The 17,807-nt window shown below is 30.2% G+C and carries 11 protein-coding genes; 4 read left to right on the top strand and 7 right to left on the bottom strand.

The window, feature by feature from the left end:
• Position 1: 1 nt before the first annotated feature.
• The 3 genes from MY04_RS25145 to MY04_RS25135 form a co-directional block, all read right to left on the bottom strand.
• Positions 2–1,714 (bottom strand): hypothetical protein, encoded by a 1,713-nt coding sequence (locus MY04_RS25145; protein ID WP_066215510.1) that lies wholly within the window; start codon positions 1,712–1,714, stop codon positions 2–4.
• A 137-nt stretch (positions 1,715–1,851) separates the two neighbouring features.
• Positions 1,852–2,676: a transposase gene (locus MY04_RS25140; protein WP_066215507.1), complete on the bottom strand. Its 825-nt coding sequence runs from the start codon at positions 2,674–2,676 to the stop codon at positions 1,852–1,854.
• A 282-nt stretch (positions 2,677–2,958) separates the two neighbouring features.
• The gene (locus MY04_RS25135) at positions 2,959–4,677 is read right to left on the bottom strand and encodes a hypothetical protein (protein ID WP_066215503.1); all 1,719 of its coding nucleotides are present in this window, start codon (positions 4,675–4,677) and stop codon (positions 2,959–2,961) included.
• 424 nt (positions 4,678–5,101) lie between these two features.
• Here MY04_RS25135 and MY04_RS25130 point away from each other — a divergent pair, with 424 nt between their 5' ends.
• Positions 5,102–7,534 (top strand): alpha/beta hydrolase family protein, encoded by a 2,433-nt coding sequence (locus MY04_RS25130; protein WP_236941119.1) that lies wholly within the window; start codon positions 5,102–5,104, stop codon positions 7,532–7,534.
• A gap of 210 nt (positions 7,535–7,744) precedes the next feature.
• A complete protein-coding gene (locus MY04_RS25125) occupies positions 7,745–10,138 on the top strand; it encodes a T9SS type A sorting domain-containing protein (RefSeq protein WP_066215496.1) in 2,394 nt (797 codons plus the stop codon).
• 126 nt (positions 10,139–10,264) lie between these two features.
• Here MY04_RS25125 and MY04_RS25120 read toward each other — a convergent pair whose 3' ends face one another.
• Together MY04_RS25120 and MY04_RS25115 are read right to left on the bottom strand one after the other, a co-directional pair.
• A complete protein-coding gene (locus MY04_RS25120; protein WP_084006123.1) occupies positions 10,265–11,014 on the bottom strand; it encodes a LytR/AlgR family response regulator transcription factor in 750 nt (249 codons plus the stop codon).
• A 6-nt stretch (positions 11,015–11,020) separates the two neighbouring features.
• Positions 11,021–12,862: a histidine kinase gene (locus MY04_RS25115; RefSeq protein WP_066215494.1), complete on the bottom strand. Its 1,842-nt coding sequence runs from the start codon at positions 12,860–12,862 to the stop codon at positions 11,021–11,023.
• 759 nt (positions 12,863–13,621) lie between these two features.
• Between MY04_RS25115 and MY04_RS25110 the strand changes: the two genes are divergently transcribed.
• Together MY04_RS25110 and MY04_RS25105 are read left to right on the top strand one after the other, a co-directional pair.
• Entirely contained in the window at positions 13,622–13,768 is a 147-nt protein-coding gene (locus tag MY04_RS25110) for a hypothetical protein (RefSeq protein ID WP_158297909.1), read from the top strand.
• A 164-nt stretch (positions 13,769–13,932) separates the two neighbouring features.
• Positions 13,933–15,267, top strand: a complete 1,335-nt coding sequence (locus tag MY04_RS25105; RefSeq protein WP_066215491.1) for a DUF3859 domain-containing protein — start codon at positions 13,933–13,935, stop codon at positions 15,265–15,267.
• Positions 15,268–15,376: 109 nt separating this feature from the next.
• On the opposite strand, the gene MY04_RS25100 is transcribed toward MY04_RS25105, so the two are convergent.
• Together MY04_RS25100 and galE are read right to left on the bottom strand one after the other, a co-directional pair.
• On the bottom strand, positions 15,377–16,423 hold the full coding sequence (locus tag MY04_RS25100; RefSeq protein ID WP_066215489.1) for an aldose epimerase family protein: 1,047 nt from the start codon (positions 16,421–16,423) through the stop codon (positions 15,377–15,379).
• Positions 16,424–16,644: 221 nt separating this feature from the next.
• The gene (galE, locus tag MY04_RS25095; RefSeq protein WP_066215486.1) at positions 16,645–17,682 is read right to left on the bottom strand and encodes a UDP-glucose 4-epimerase GalE; all 1,038 of its coding nucleotides are present in this window, start codon (positions 17,680–17,682) and stop codon (positions 16,645–16,647) included.
• Positions 17,683–17,807: the final 125 nt, after the last annotated feature.

Here is a 17,807-nt window from a genome sequence, read left to right as displayed (position 1 = left end):
CTTAGTTAAGTTCTAATGTATTTTCAATTTTCTTCCCAACAAAACCATCGACATAATTATCACCACTTATTTTAGATAGTAATAGTATATTTTCCTTATCAGTGTCAGAATATTCGAATTTAAAGAAGGTCGTTTTATTTTGCTCATCATTATGATTGAACTGTTCTCCTATATTGAATTGTCTCTTTTTATATTTAATAGAGTCAACTCTAAGAATATTCGGAAATTTGTTATACGATTTTTCTTTTAAAATATTTTTATCCAATAATTCATGAATGTTTATTTTATCCAATTCAAAAAGGTCACCAGAATTATTTATACATAACAATTTTATTTCTTTTTCATTTTCTAATCTAAAGATCACCTGAAAGGAAAGATTATACGTAATGTAAATCAGTTTGGTGACCAAGAAATAATCATTTTTATTTAATGAAATTATAGTTCTTAAAGGTTGATCTAACAACTCTAATACTTTTTCATTAATTACATATTTTTTATAATTTGGTCTTATGATCTTATCAATATATTCGTAATAACTTTTATGTACGACTAGGTTTTCAAAGGATTTTGTTTTGTACTTATCTAAATCATTTAAAAATTTGTATGTAGACTTTTTTCTAGATTTATAAGGCTGTAGTGCATCTTTGGTTAGAATTTCGAATTTTTCTAAAGGCAATCGTTTAATTAGATAACATTTGATGACATAATTCTTACCTTGATTTAAACAATAAAAATTTAAAAAAGTATCACTATTTTTAGAATTATATTTTTGTATTTTTATATCAGCTTGTTCCTTTTGATAAGGTCTTATTAAACAGGTTTGATTGTAAGTTTTTAATATCTCAAATTTTTGTTTTCCAATTTTAATAACATCTGGCAAATCACTGATTGATAATTTGTTATTGTCATTGATGTTTAATGAATTTAAATCAATATTTTCAAGTTCAAAAACCGAAAGTTGGTCATTTTGTGAGACAATTCTATAACTCCGAAAATTTTTAATTGAAGATTTAAATACTAAGTCAAAATAGGTCTTTGACAACTTATTAAATGTGAGTTTTTCGATATCAAACAATTGCTTATGTGTCTTATCTATCAGTATTTGGATATTTTTACTTTCATGAAATCTATGTATTAAACTGTCTAAATAAATTGGTGTAATACAGGTAGTCATTGTGTTATTTGAGTCATTCAGATGTGCAGCCTTTTTTAAATCTAGATGTTTGTTTAAATTTAAAGTAAGTTTGTTTATTTCATTAAGCGAATAATTATGTATTTCGATTTTGTATTCTTTCCCACCTTTTAATTTAATAGTGGTTTGATGTTGAAATAATATTTGTTGTTTACCATCAGAATCCGTGTATTTATTTTCATGTTTAACTGTATTAATTTGTTTGATGTTCTTTTTATGAAATGTAGTAGCAGTTTTTTTGTAGCTTTTTTTTATTAAAATATAATCTTCGTAAACTTTAATTATAATACCTTTTCTACTATCTCTTATTAGTATATAATTTCCAAACAATAATCCTATACCAAATACTCCTAAGAAACAGAAAAAGAAGAATGGTGTATGTGGATCATCATATGTAATTGAAAATAAAATGTAATAGGCAAAATCAAAAATTATAAGAAGTATTAAATTGAAAGTTCTTTGACTTTTATATTCAAGTTTTTTTGCACTGAATAAAGCTTTCTTATTAGGAAATTGAGTCATATCTTAGTCTAGTTGTTTGGCTGTAAGTAAAAATATTATTATTTATTTTTTAGAAACTGTCAGTTAAAAAAGTCTTCAAATATTATAAAAAGTATTTAGTCATACAAGAATTATTATTTCTTTTGTTATGAAGTGATTTAAAAATTAAAGTTAACTTTTAGCCTGTTTCGCATAAACATACTCATGAATGCTACATAATGCGATTGAATCCAATTTCTTGATGATGTCATATATCTAATATTTAAAGATTTATAATTATCAACCCATGCATTAGTCTGTTCAACTGAAAACCGAAGTTTATAGAGTTCATTATCAATAACATCCATTTCTTGAGTGTGAGACTTTGTATTCCTTTTATTGTGATCAATATTGTAAACGATACGCTTTCCTCTCAGCAGTTCTTTTAATTCCTTGGAATCAAAACCAGCATCTGCATTTAAAAATAAACCATCTAAACTATAAGTTATTTTTAGAATATTATCCAACATTTTGGACATCAAATTCTTAATATTAAATAGGTCATTATGCTGTCCTGATATTGCCTCAGAAATACTTAATGGGAACCCTGATTTGTCCGAAAGAACTAATAAATTTGTTGTCTTCCCTTTTTTCCTTCCCTGATATCCAACTTGATCTCCACCTTTTTTAGCTAAGGTATGACTACCATCCAAATTTAAAAGAGAACAGTCTAACAAGTGGTTATAGGAAAACAACAAGTCATTATAAATTGATTGGAAAATTCCCTTTTTACACCATTTATTGTAATGGTAATATACTGTCTGGTAAGATATTTCTGTCTTACCAAAAAATTCTTTTAAAGGTAAAAGATGCCATTGAACACCTGTTTTTATCTTATGAAAAATAGCTTTCACTATCCTCCATAAAGGAACTTTAAGCTTTCTTCCTTTTTTATTTTTTGGAATATACTGAGTTACATATTTATTTAGTATCGCTTTATGCATGGTCTGAAGGGTTTTGTTTTTGTGGAAATTAAATATCTCCTTTCAGACCTTTATTTCTAAATGCAACACAAAATATTAAGATCTATTTTTAAATAGCTTCTATGATATAATCTATTAATATTAGATAACTTATATGGTTTCTTTATGTAAACTTTACCATATCAATAATGAATGAACAACCATAACAGAAATAAAAACGTGAAAATTCAGGAGCTCTTAAAATAAGGTTGAGATTTAGAATGAAAAACCAGATAAGCGAATGTTTTCTTAACTCATAATTCCTTAGTTAAGTTCTAATGTATTTTTAATTTTCTTCCCAACTAAACCGTCCATGTAATTATCTCCACTCATTTTAGAAAAAAGAAGTATGTTTTCCTTGCTGGAGTCAGAATATTCAAATTTGAAGAAGGTTGTTTTATTTTCTTCATCTTCATGATTGAACTGTTCGCCTATATAAAATTGTCTTTTTTTATATTCAATAGACTCATATTTAAGAATATTTGGAAATTTGTTATACGGTTTTTCTTTTAATACATACTTATCAAATAATTCATGAATGTATATTTTTTTCAATTCGAAAAGATCACCAGAATTATTAATATATAACAGTTTTTTTTCTTTTTCATTTTCAATTCTAAAGATTACATGAAAGGAGAGGTTATAAGTAATATATATCAGTTTGGTGACCAAGAAATAATCATTATTGTTTATTGAAACTATTTTTCTTAATGGCTGATCTATCAACTCTAATACCTTTTCATTAATTACAAATTCTTTATAATTTTCTTTTATTACATCATTAGCATAATCATAATAACTTTTAGAGGTGTATAGATTTTTATAAGTTTTAGATTTATAAATATCTATTTCAGAAAGGAAATTATATTTGATATTTTTTATGATTTTGTTGTTTCGATTATCCGCTTCAAGATTTGAAATTTCTATTTTATTTAACGAATGTTTTTTTAAGAAATGACATCTGAAAATATAATTTTCACCATGGTCTAAGCAACTAAATTGAATTGATAATTTATCATCGTTTCCTTGATATTTTTGGATTAATATATCAGGTCCTTCTTTTTGAGCTAATCGAACTAACTTCATTCCATTAATCCGTTCATTTATGTTGAATACGTCAGATCTGAAATTTAATTCTTCTGGTAAATCATTTAATTTCAGATTTTTATAAGTTGATCTTTTAAAGATGTTTTTATAGTCTATTTTTTCAATTTCATAAATACCAATTCGATGATTTTGCTGAATGATTCTATAATTTACTTTTTGGTGTAATTTGTTGAGAACAGAGATATCGTAGTATACCTTCTCTTCATTTTTAAATTCAATCTTTTCTATTTGAATAACTTTAGTTGGGATACTATCAATATGAAGTGTGATCTCAATTCCTTTTTTGAATCTGTTAATTAATGTTTCTAAGTATTTCGGACTAATAGAACGCAGTTTATTATTGTTAGAATCTTTCTTGTGATGAACTTTTTTTAGATTTAAAGAGCGATTTAAGCTAGACGTAAGATTGTTGACGTAATTTAAGGAGTAATCATTTATATCAATTTTATATTCTTTTCCTCCCTTCAATTTTATCATTGGTTGATGTGATATTATCACCTGATCTTTACCGTCTTTATCTTTATATTTGTGTTCGTAGCGGACAGCATTAATTTGCTGAATATTACTTTTGTGGAAAATTATACCTTTTCTCTTAGAGCTCTTTTTAATGTAAATAAAGTCCTTATAAACATTAACAAGGATTTTAGAATTATACCTCATAAAGAAAAAGTAGTGTCCAAAAGCTAATATAATTCCAAAAATTATAGCAAAGGGAATAACAAATGTTAGACCTTTAAAAATCATTGTCTTAAAAATGAGAATTAAAACAATATCAAATATTATTAATACTAGAATTGAAAGAATAGAAATTTCTTTCTCATTATATCTAGGAATATTTGAGCTATAAATTAGTTCTTTATCAGGAAAATGAATCATATAAAAATCAAGTTGTTTGGCTATGAACAAAAAAGAGAAACTGATTTTAAAATTTCTGTAATAGTCAGTTAAAATGTTCTCAAATATTAAAAAAATATTCAGTAATACAAGATTAAAGGTACTCTATTTTGGAGTTTAATACATATAAAATCTTTCAAATACTAAAAAGTATTTAAAGTTATCAGATACTAAAATGTTTTATCTTAATATTTGTCCTTCCGATAAATACATTATTATGGTTTTAATATCGATAAAGTATTAGAATGTTTAAATATCTTAATTTTTCATCTTCAAATAGATTCTATAAATATTCTTTTGTTATAGTTATCTATTAATGTTAATATTGAATACAATTATTTTAAACTTAAATACAGAAACTAAAGACTAACCCTCTGTATTCTCTTTTCAACTATCTAAATTAATTATGATGAGATATTTACTAAGCATTATTTTTACATTCATGCTGTCGAATGCTATATGCCAAGATAACCTAGGTTATCAAAAACCACCCGAAGAAATTCTTGAACTTGTAGACGTACCAAGAGCACCTAGTGTTTTACTAGATGATGCCAAAGAGACGATGATTCTTTTGTATAGAAATTCTTACAAATCTATTGAAGAATTATCAAAAGAAGAATTACGATTGGGAGGCCTAAGAATTGATCCGAAAACAAATATTGGAAGTAGGGTGAATTACTATAATAACGTAAAAATCAAAAGTTTAAAGGATAAAAAAGCTACGTTAATAGAGGTGGAAGGCTTACCTGAAAATCCAAAATTAACGAACTTCAGTTGGTCACCCGATCAAACAAAAATCGCTTTAACCAATACAACATTGGAAGGAGTGGAGCTTTGGGTTCTTGATTTAAAAAAGGCCACAGTTACTAAGCTCAGCGATGCGAATTTGAACGCAAATGTGGGTAATGTGATCAATTGGTTTGAAGATGGTAATTCTTTATTGGTGAAAATGGTATCATCAAAAAGAGAGGCTTTAATTAATACGAAGAGTGCTGTCCCTACTGGACCAACAATATCCGAAAATAATGGTAAGAAAGCACAGAATAGAACCTATCAAGACCTACTAAAGAATAAAAATGATGAGCATAACTTTGAGCAGTTAGCAATGTCTGATATGTACAAAGTATCTTTAGATGGTAAGAAAGAAAAATGGTTGGAAGGGAATTTATATACTTCTATAGATTTTTCTCCTGACGGAAATTATGTTTTAGTTAAAACTATTGAAAAGCCCTTCTCTTATTTAGTCACTTATAACCGATTCCCATCAAAAACAGTGGTTTACACCAAGGAAGGTAAGGAAGTGGAAACACTTTTAAAAGTACCATTAATAGAAGACCTACCACAAGGTTTTATGGCTGTAAGAACTGGTAAACGAAGTTTTAGTTGGAGAAACGATAAGCCATCTACACTTACCTATATGATGGCACTAGATGGTGGTGATCCTGAAAATGAAGTGAAATATAGAGATGAGATTTTTGAATTGGAAGCTCCTTTTAATGGTGAAGGTAAATCTTTAGTGAAAACCATTAATAGATCTTACGGAGTTTCTTGGGGTAACGATCAAGTAGCAATTGCCTATGATTATTGGTGGAATACTAGGAATATGAAAATGTACCTTTTTAATCCTTCGGATGCTTCTCAGAAACCAATTACCATAACAGATAGAAATTATCAAGATAGATATAGCGATCCAGGGAATTTTGTTACGGAAAGAAACGAGATGGGTAGCAGAGTTCTAACTATCGTAAATAATCAATTATTTAGAATAGGTGATGGTTTTTCTAAAGAGGGACAATTTCCTTTTGTAGATCAAATGAGTATCAAAACTCAACAATCAAAACGTATATATCAATCCACCTACACAGATAAAATTGAGGATATCAGAAATTATGATCCAAAGAAAAAAGAGTTGTTGGTTCGTATTGAATCTGCTAAAGAATACCCAAATTATTTCTTCAGAAATACAAAAAATAATAAATTAACTCAACTTACCGTTTTTGAAAATCCTTTTAAAAGTATTCAAGATGTACACAAAGAAGTAATTACTTATAAGCGTGAAGATGGTTTGGAACTTTCAGCTACTTTATATCTTCCAGTGGGTTATGATATGGAGAAAAAGGAGAAGATGCCAATGATTATGTGGGCATATCCTACTGAATTTAAAGATAAATCGAGCGCATCACAAAGTACTAAAAACCCTAATGAGTTTACCTATCCTTATTATGGGTCTATGGTGTATTGGGTGACAAGAGGGTATGTCGTTTTAGACGATGCTTCTTTCCCTATTGTTGGAGAAGGTGATGAAGAACCGAATGATTCATTTAGAAAACAATTGGTTGCAAATGCCAAAGCAGCCATTGATGCAGTAGACAATTTAGGTTATATTGATAGAGACAGAGTGGCCGTTGGAGGTCATAGTTACGGTGCTTTTATGGTGGCTAACTTACTTTCTCACTCCAATTTATTTGCTGCAGGTATTGCAAGAAGTGGGGCTTACAATAGAACGTTAACCCCTTTTGGATTCCAAAGCGAAGAAAGAAATTATTGGGAAGCACCTAATGTTTACTATAAAATGTCGCCATTTATGCATGCAGACAAAATGAATCAACCTTTGTTATTGGTACATGGTGAAGCCGATAATAATTCGGGAACTTACCCTATGCAAAGCGAACGTTATTTTAATGCCCTAAAAGGTCTTGGAGCAACTGTTCGATTGGTGATGTTACCCAAAGAGAGTCATGGATACAGATCGAAAGAAAGTATTCTTCACTTGTTATGGGAACAAGATCAGTGGTTAGAGAAGCATGTAAAGAATAAGAAGTCTTTGGAGAATAAATAGATTCAATTTTTTCTAAATTCTAAAGAAAATATAAGAGGTATCACATCATTTGATGTGGTACCTTTTTTTAGTCAAAATCAAAAAACTCTTTCCGTAAGAAGTGTAGATAAATTATTGGGTTGTGTTAACAGAAAAAGAGGAACACATCTTTTTTTAATATCGTAAAATATGTTAAAACAAACTTAAAAAGATTATCATATCACTACTACAATGTATAACAATAAAAAAGTCTTACACTTTTCATTGCTCATAATATGTTTTGCAAGTTTGCAATCGTGGGCACAATCCTATCAAAATAGAATAAACGATCTAACAAGCTTATTAGGTGTAAATAATATTGTTCATTCAACTTATACCTCTCAGCATGATGTCTATTTTGTAAATACTCCGTTTACAATAAATATTATTGATTCACCTCAACCACGTTTACTAGAAGTAAAAAGTAATGAAGTGGTAATAATTTCTTCCAATCTAAAGATATCAGATTCAAAATTTAGAATTAAAGTCGATGAAGGAGGGATGCTTATTGTATTGAAAAGTCTAACTATGGATAATGGTACTTTATTACCAGTTTATGGTGGACATACAACAAATACATTCTATCCGATAGAAAATAAAGGGCTGATCTTGGTAGGAGATAATTATAAAGATCAATCCCGACCTAATGCAGAAACACACCAATTGCCTGTAGAACAATCAGGAGTATTGATTGTAGGGAAATTCTTTCAGAATGGAAATGGAGTTATCCGAGGTGGAACTTGGGCAACTTCTTTGATTAATAATAACGGACAGAATCAAACAGAAATGTTTTTTACTTCTGCTTCAACTACAGAATATTTTGCAGTTAGTGCTGCGAATACACAAACTCAAAGAAAACAATTAGAATTAGCATTTCAGATTTTAGATCATAATTTACCACGTCCATCAACACCTTATTTAAGGTTACAAGACATTAGAGATCAAGTAACGAATGGAATTGCAAATGTAGGATCAACTTCTTATGAGGACGTTATTAAAACATTACATGCCTACCATTTTAATCCAAATGTTGTTGCTCAACAAAATCCCAATAGTTTAAGAACCGATCAAATTGTTGAAGTGCCTAATGATATCACTTTTAACAAACCGGTTACTATTGAACGTGGTAAAATTTTAGTCATTGATGGTAAGTTAACCTTAACAGATGCAGCAGAAATCAATATTAAAGGTACTTTGATTGTAAATGGTGATATAGCCATTGAAACACATCGTCCTGAAGGGATTATATTTAACGAAAATAACTTAGTAATAGGTGGGAGTTTATACGGATATTCAGATGTGAAATTACATCCTAAACAATTCGTAAATATGAATTTGGGAACTACCATAGTTCAAGGAAATGTTTATGAATTTAAAAGCCCAAGTGATTGGACAAGAGTACCAATGATGCAATCGCCTAAAATCTCAGCTTTAGTAGATCATCATATTTCGCCTGCTGACGATGGGCCAATGTTTCCATTTAATGTAAAATTTGGTTTACCTTATAGTTTCTCAAAAATGAATCAGATATCTATGATTTTAGAGGACTATCTTAATAATCCATATGAAAGACCTAATAAATCAATTTTAGCTGATAACTTAAAATTGATTAATGATGGCATAGTTGGGGTAATTGGTATGGGAAATGCACATTTAACCAGATCTTATGATGCTGTTCATAGAACAATTACTGTAAGAATGACTGTTCCTAAAACAGTTAATATGATGGGAGGAATGTTATTATTTAGAAGAAGACAACATGATCCAAATAGAATGTATGATATAGTGGGTAAAATGGTTTCTCGTCCACCATTACCAACTTCACCAGCTTATAGCTTATCTTTTGAATTTGTAGATAAATTAAGTTCAGATGATAGACGTGATGAAGCTTACGATTATGTTGTTGTTGGGAATAACCCTTTAAACCCATTCAATGCTCCGTTAATAGCGGTCGATAGCCAAGGTGAAATACCATTCACGACAACATACAATAATCCAATGTTTATTTCGGGTAATTCTGGATGGGCAGGGAGAGATGTAAGTCTTCCAATAACATTGTCTAAATTTACAGCAGGCTTAAAGGACAATAATGTAATTTTAAAATGGACGGATGAACAAGAGATCAATACTTCACATTTTGTGATTGAGCGTTCTTTGGATGGTCAACATTTTGAAGCAATCTCTGAAAAAATAAAAGCGTCTGGTAATTCGGAAACGGAGTTAAGTTATAGTTTTGAAGATACCGATTTACCAAATTCATCATCACTATTTTATCGTTTGGTAGAATATGATTTAGATGGTCAGACTCAATCATGGGTTAGAAAAATTCACCTCAAAGAGAAGGATAATATTTCAATGTATCCAAATCCAGTACATAATGTTCTTCATTTAAACGCTACAAAAGATATTTCAGATTATGAAGTGGTATTGGTAAACCTAGAAACAGGAGAAAAGCAAGATTTAAACTTAACGGATGACTATCAAGGTCTATCCATACATTTGGAAAATATTCAAACAGGGTTGTATGTTATTGAATTATTTGATCATCAATTGATGGTTTATAATCAGAAGTTGATGATTGAGTAACCATATTTTTAATGATGTAAAACAAGAATTATAGCAGTAACATGTACTTCTAATAGATCTTGGTTTTACATCATTAAATAGTAGACTTTTACTACTTTAATATGTGATAGTATACAATAAATGAACCTATACTAAAACCTTATTTTCATTTAACTTTTGCACCACTTGCCCATACTTTCTCACAGAAATCTTAGCCTCATGACCGTTGGATAAGTCTACTTTTGATTTACTTAAATTGATGATATGTTTTGGGTTGACCAAAAAGGAATGATGTACTCTAATGAAGGATTGAAGTTCTTCCATACACTCAAAATGCTTAAGGTTCTTGGAGGCTAAAATGGTTTGATCTAAACAGGTAATCTTAGTATAAGCCCCTTCGGATTCAAACATAATGATTGTTTCAGCATCAATAAAATAAGTATTATCAGAAGTTTTTACGATTAGTTTTTGCTGTTTAACTTTTTGATCTTCCTCAAATTTTGAGAGAATTTCTCTGGCTTTTTTTGTCTCATTAATTTGATGAAAAGCTTTGTCAGCTGCCGACTTTAATTCAAGAGGATCAATGGGTTTTAAGAGATAATCTAAAGCATTGTGTTTGATTGCATCAATAGCATAAGTGTCCATTCCTGTAGTAAAGATTATTTTAAAATTGATATCGGTAAGTTGTTGTAATAACTCAAAACTATTGCCATCTTCTAATTCAATATCAAGGAAGATTAAATCTATAGAAGGTGATGTTTTTAAATAATTTACCCCTTTCTGAATGGATGGAAATACACCCACTATCTCAATAGATGGGTACAAGAGTTTAAGCATCTTCTTTAATGCCTCTTGTGCATTGAACTCGTCTTCGATAATAACTACGTTGTACATCATGTTTGTTTAGTTTAGTGTATAAGAAAAGAGGACAATAGTTCCTTTTGTATCTTTTCGGCTTTCTATTTTAAGTGATTGTTCATCGCCTTTATCAGCTAATGAAAGTCTTGATTTTAAGACAGAAAATGAATGTTCTTTTCCATCGGGGGCACTTTTTTGATATCCCACTCCATTATCAAGTACCTCGAACAATAACTTATTTTGTTCTATAGAAATTTTGACTTCTAAAAAACCGTCACCTTGTATTTTTCTAAGACCATGTTCTATAGCATTTTCACATAAAGGTTGTAACATCATGGGAGGAATCTGACAAGTGTTGATATCAATTTCTTCGGCCACCGATAAACGATAATTAAACTTGTTACCAAAACGAATTCGTTGGGTCTCAATATAATTATTTAACGCATTCAGGTCTTCAGATAAGGTGATTTTTTCTTTGTGAGTTAAATCAAAATTCTGACGAATTAACTTAGCAAATCTTGATATATAGGAGGAAGTAATCAAAGGATCGTTGTCAAATAATGTATTTTGTATTGCTGTTAAGACATTGAAAATGAAATGTGGATTCATTTGATTTCTTAGTATGGTGTTTTTTAATTTATTTCGCTCTTTTTCATTTCTATGTTTGACGTTTTTATAGTACAACATTGATAGCAAAAAGAGAATGACACCACCCACCACAACAGCTATTAAAGTAAGTAAAACTTTTTCGAAAGCTCGTTCAGCTTCTAAACGTTTTTCTTCTTCTTCCTTTTTTATTTTCGCTTTTTCTCTTTCTGTCTCAAACAGTTGGTTTTGTGTATTTAGCATCTGTTCAAAATCGTAAGAGATCTTTTCTTTTAAGATTTGTTCAACTGAATCCAACTTAGAATAATACATTAATGCCTTATCAGTTTCTTTGTTTAGTATTGCAAACTTTAAACTTTTCTGATAGATAATTTGCATATACTTTGGATCGTTGTATGTATGTTTTATCAGTTCTTTTTCGTACTGTGCAGCAAGATCACCTTCTCCCAAAGCATTGTACACTTCCTCTAAATTAGTTAAAGCATTATTCCATTTATGAGGATATAATTTCTTTAATTTTGCTGCTTTATTATAGTACCAAATAGCCATATCGGCAAAGTGTAAACTATCGGTTTCTAAATACATATTTAAGTAATTAGTACCAATGTTGTTATAGGATTGCGATACTTCCCATTTGTTGTTATAAGAGATTCCGTAATCCAAAGATTGTACATTATAGGCGATCGCTTTTTCATAATCACCATTGTTTTTATGCAGTACAGCTAGGTTATTACAGATTCTAGACAGCTTTACGCTATCATTAAATTCCAAATAATAAGGAATGACTTTTTCTAGCTCAATTAAAGATTGCCCTATATCTCCCCGTTTATAAAAGAGATGTGCAAGGCTTTCTAAAATTTTAGAAGTAAGAATCTTGTCATCTATTTCGATGGCATTATTTCTGGCTTTAAATAATTCTGCACTCGATTCTACAAATAATTCTTCGTCGGCGTAAATACGAGATAAAGCCAAACGGATTTTAGCTTCGAACAATAAGTCGTTTTCATCAACGAAATACGTTAATGATTTTTTTAAAAAAAATGTGGCTTCTTGATTATTACTATTGTCGGCCTCAAAAAGTCCCTTTAAATAATGCAATCTTGCACTATCATACTTTGTATTGCTATTACTAAGAAGTAAACGATCAATTTTTTTATTTGTCGACCAATCCGCTCCTTTTCGTATACTATCATTTATCTCCTCAAATTGTTCATTACTCAAGTTTTGAGCATATATGAATGAGCTTAGAAACAGTAGTAATACAGAATAAAAAATTTTCATTTATAGTTTGTCGTTAGTCAAATAGTGTTCATCTATCTTGAATATCGAGGGACTAGAATTGATTTAAAAATCTATTATGAGTTATTAAAGGATATCGCTTCTGAAATGACACTTTTTTATAAAATACAACACTTATCAATTAATGCATTACACTTATAAATTTTTGTTGAAGTATTCGAAATGGACCTTTTACATTTGTGTCATCATTAAGACAAACAGATAAAGATTCGAATAAGCAGATATAATTAAGATAAAAATTGATTACATACTATTAAAATATTAGATTGACTAACTTTTCTTACCCATAAACTATTTGACAATATAATAAGTCGAGTAGACTACGCCACTTTTGCATTATTAGCTTCATTTATTGCTGTTGAAACAATAATGTCAAAAGTGGCAAAATTAACTTCAAACTTATTTTTTAATTGGACAAAAGATATAATACAAGAGGCCTTAAAACTATTTTATAGAAACTTACATAGTCGATGATTTAGAAATCAACAATTATTCAAATACTAGCATTACTCTAACTTATCAAACAAACTTCATTGTCGTAGACTAACAACTTTTTCTTTTGAGTTAGCTAATAAATTCAGATAGAAAGGGATAAGTTCAAGCAACAATGTAAAAGTGAAGTATCATAATTAGCAAGTATAATCCAAGATTCAATACCCAATAACCCAAAAACTAATTTTTACTCCATAATCACTAACCATCAAGAAAGTATTGTACCTTCTTGATAAACAAAATTTTTTTATGATGTTAGATACACAAGTACTCCAAGAAGTACATTTTTTAAACTACGTATGCGACCCTAATAGTCTTTACATTTCAGAAGAAGCAATTATTGATATTAAAGCAAACTACACCTCTGTGGAGGACATGAAGTGTAACAGTTATTAAAACTAGCTATGTTCTCTCTTCTTTTTTCACTATTACTATCAATTATATAATTATGTACAAAGAATTTGATATTAAATATATTCTAGAATATAACCCATCTAGAGCTTCATCTATTGCTGAAGCAAATGAAATAATTTTATCAATCTTCTGATCCCGAAACTGATTTGGAATATAAAAACTTATTAGGTATTTGGCACGAGGGTAGAAGGAAATTGGTATACAGTTTTAAGAGCAAATGTATCCCAAACCAAAAACAGCTTAAGGAGGGGATTTTAAAATTTCCATACCGACTAAAAAACCAATTATTTTCTGAGACCAAAAAGGTCGTAGGAGAGACGAAACTAGAACAAAATCAAACGGAGTTACTTTTAGAGTATTTTGATAAAAAATTTCAAAAAGAATTCATCTTCAATGAGTTTGCTGTATTTTATAAGAATAGATTCATGGATGAAGGCTTATTCCCTGATTATATCAAATGGAATGATTGTCAAAATAATGAAGCATTTCTAAATGCTATGCTTTATGATATTAAAGTGGATTACAAAACAATATGGAGAAGATCAATTAAATCATTTTTAATGTTTGGTAGTGATGAAAATGAAATTCAAAGCATATGTAAGTACGGAATTAATCAGACGACCTTTAATCAAAATGAAGATTACTCAAAACTATCAATCAACCAACTTTTTGATGAACTATCTTTGATCTATCAATCTAGATTACTTTATATTTTAGGTCTTATTTCAGTGGATTCGTTGGATTTAAACTTAGATATACTTGATCAAGAATACTATAATATGCTGGTAAATAGCAAGGTGGAGTATGCAACAATATTTAAGTATTTTATTAAGTATAAGAAGTTATCACAGCCTAATATTTATTACCAGATTTTTAAAAAAGTAGATGCTGTCAATTTAATTAAAGAAGAAAGTATTGAGATCCAGAAAACGATGTTATCGATTATGGTGCATCTTAAAGAGTATCATCACAAAATCCTAGAATTTGAAGGACATCACTCTAAAAAACTTAGGGATCATGCGAGGTTTTTGATCGATAAATATCAATTAAAGGTGAATAATGAAAGGTATAAAATTGTCGATTTTGGGTTATATAAAGTGTTAGGAGGTGCTAATTCAGTAAAAGGATCAGGTAGAAAAAACACCATTGAACCGATTTTAATCAAAGAGACAGAAAAAGTAGGAGTAGTTTTAAAATCTTATATAGGATTACGCTTCACATCTAAAGATTTTGATAAATCTTCGACAATTCTAAGTCATACAGTAAAAATATCTCATCCTATAAAACTAGGTGAAGGACAGGTTCAAGATGGATTTACGGAATGGAAGCAGAATGGATTTAGTCATTCCAACATATTCTTAGGATGGCATTTTGATAGCTTGGACGAATTAATTGAGGGAAAATATACAATGCGTGCATTTGATGAAAACGATGAATTAATCGTTGAAAAATCATTTGATGTATCAATAAAGAAGTACTAACGATTATTCTTTTTTAAAAGTCATTCGATTTGTAATACAACATGTACTAAAAAAGGCTGCCTAAAGTTAAATTATTAGACAGCCTGTAAATTTTTATAAGTAGTCGTCCTTATTTTGTGAAGAACTTATACACCGTTTTTTGAGTATATGTTTCACCAGGATTTAACTCCGTAGATGGGAATTCCGGTTTGTTAGGAGAATCAGGGTAATGCTGAGCCTCAAAACAGAATCCTTGTCTCTTAATCAATTTCTCTCCATTTCTTCCTAGATCGCCTTCCAGCCAGTTACCAGTATAGAATTGAATACCAGGTTCTGTGGTGTAAGCTTCCATAGCTCTACCTGTAGTCGCTTCATAAGCTTCACCTATTAGACCGTATTCACCAAGAGGTTTATTAATTACTAAGTTGTGATCATAACCAATACCAAATTGAGTTTGCTCATATTCAGAATCAATTTCATCACCAATTCTTTTTGGAGAAGTGAAGTCAAACGGAGTGCCTTTAACGTCTCTGATTTCACCTGTAGGAATACAAGTTTCATCGTAAGGAGTGAAAGCATTACAGTTCAATTTCAATACATGATCAACGATAGAACCTTCACCTTTTAGGTTGAAATACGCATGTTGTGTTAAGTTTACTACTGTTTTCTTATCAGTTTCAGCAGCATACTCAATAACAATCTCGTTATCATCAGATAGGGTATAAGTAACTACAACAGTTAAGTTACCAGGGTAGTTTTCCTCACCGTCAGGGCTAAAGTGTTTGATGGTAAGTGATTGATCACCTTCTTCAACAATTTCCCATACTTTAGTATCGAAACCTTTTGCACCACCGTGTAAAGAGTTTGGTCCATTATTAACTGCCAATTGATAATCTACGCCATCTAAAGTAAACTGACCTTTACAGATTCTATTGGCAAAACGACCCGCGATAACGTTCAAGTAACTCGGGTTTTCTTGATATTGCTCTAAAGTATCTTTACCTAAAACAACTTCACCGATGTTACCATCTTTATCAGCTGTTTTGAAGCTTACAATAATACCTCCGTAGTTCGTGATTTGTAATTCAGAACCCGCAGAGTTGGTCAACGTATACAAGAACACTTCTTTTCCTGCTACCTCACCCCAATGTTGTTTTTTAATTTGAGTAGTTTCCATTATATCATTTCATTTGAAGTAAAAAATGTTTGACGATTTTAGTTTTAACCATCTATTTTAGAGGAGTTTCACTTTTTGAATAGAATTCATTTGTGGGAAACAAAACGTTTCGTAACACCTCTTTGAAACACACGGTAATTTATAAAATCACATTTAGTATATTGTTATATAGAACCCAAAAAAGCAGACCGAAATCTGCTTTTTATTAAAGTCTTATAAATTTAGACTGTTTCAGCCTCTTTTTCTTTTAAATGCAATTGCCATTTCCAAGCAGAAGAAGTCATGTCGTCTAATGTTTTTTCCGAAGACCAACCTAATTCTTTATTACTGAATGTAGTATCTGCATAGATTTTTTCGATATCACCCGCTCTTCTTTCAACAATCTTGTAATTTAATTTCTCACCAGATGTTTTCTCGAAAGATTGGATGACTTCTAATACAGTTGAACCAGTACCAGTACCTACATTAAAGAATTCGTATTCTGATTTTTGGTTCCCCTCAATCATACGGTTTAATGCAACGATATGTGCTTGAGCCAAATCAACAACGTGGATATAATCACGAACACAAGTACCATCTTTAGTATCGTAATCGTCACCAAACACGCTAAGCATTTCACGTTTACCAACACCTGTTTGTGTAATGAAAGGCATTAAGTTTTGAGGAACACCAAGTGGCAATTCACCAATTTCAGCAGAAGCATGTGCACCCACTGGGTTGAAGTATCTAAGTGCTACAGCTTTTACATTTGCATCAGCAGCAACAGTATCTCTCAGAATTTCCTCACAAATCTGCTTCGTATTACCGTAAGGAGATAAAGCAGGTTGAACTGGAGTTTGTTCTGTAACGGGAAGTACGTCCGGCTGACCATATACAGTACAAGAAGATGAGAATACAATATTGTCAACTCCATGTGCTACCATTGCATCCAATAGGTTCAGTAGCGTTTGAAGGTTGTTTCTGTAATATAAACGTGGTTTATCTACCGATTCACCCACAGCTTTTGATGCGGCAAAGTGGATAATACCATCTAATTTCTCTGTTTTGAACAAATTGTCTAATTGGTCTGAATCCAATAAATCGAACTCATAAAAAGTGGGTCTAACACCTGAAATCTTTTCGATGCCATCCAACGCTCCTTTTTCTGAATTCGATAAATTATCGACAATTACTACTTCAAAACCTTTATTGATTAATTCTACTGAAGTGTGAGATCCGATGTACCCTAAACCTCCAGTGACTAATATTTTCTTTTTCATGATATATAATTGATAAGTTTTTGTTCGAATAAAAAAGGGAGTTGGTACTGTATTTTTTAGTTTGTCCGTATGAAAATGAAATTTACTGTCCTAAAACCAACTCCCTTAGTATTTTAAAGCTGTAT

Source organism: Flammeovirga sp. MY04 (assembly GCF_001682195.2).
GTDB classification, from domain to species: Bacteria; Bacteroidota; Bacteroidia; order Cytophagales; family Flammeovirgaceae; genus Flammeovirga; species Flammeovirga yaeyamensis.
This window is presented reverse-complemented; position numbering and strand designations above follow the sequence as displayed.

Excerpts from the sequence above, each read along its gene's own strand:
- MY04_RS25145 (WP_066215510.1), bottom strand. The coding sequence starts at position 1,714 with ATGACTCAATTTCCTAATAAGAAAGCTTTATTCAGTGCAAAAAAACTT.
- MY04_RS25140 (WP_066215507.1), bottom strand. The coding sequence starts at position 2,676 with ATGCATAAAGCGATACTAAATAAATATGTAACTCAGTATATTCCAAAA.
- MY04_RS25135 (WP_066215503.1), bottom strand. The coding sequence starts at position 4,677 with ATGATTCATTTTCCTGATAAAGAACTAATTTATAGCTCAAATATTCCT.
- MY04_RS25130 (WP_236941119.1), top strand. The coding sequence starts at position 5,102 with ATGATGAGATATTTACTAAGCATTATTTTTACATTCATGCTGTCGAAT.
- MY04_RS25125 (WP_066215496.1), top strand. The coding sequence starts at position 7,745 with ATGTATAACAATAAAAAAGTCTTACACTTTTCATTGCTCATAATATGT.
- MY04_RS25120 (WP_084006123.1), bottom strand. The coding sequence starts at position 11,014 with ATGATGTACAACGTAGTTATTATCGAAGACGAGTTCAATGCACAAGAG.
- MY04_RS25115 (WP_066215494.1), bottom strand. The coding sequence starts at position 12,862 with ATGAAAATTTTTTATTCTGTATTACTACTGTTTCTAAGCTCATTCATA.
- MY04_RS25110 (WP_158297909.1), top strand. The coding sequence starts at position 13,622 with ATGATGTTAGATACACAAGTACTCCAAGAAGTACATTTTTTAAACTAC.
- MY04_RS25100 (WP_066215489.1), bottom strand. The coding sequence starts at position 16,423 with ATGGAAACTACTCAAATTAAAAAACAACATTGGGGTGAGGTAGCAGGA.
- galE (WP_066215486.1), bottom strand. The coding sequence starts at position 17,682 with ATGAAAAAGAAAATATTAGTCACTGGAGGTTTAGGGTACATCGGATCT.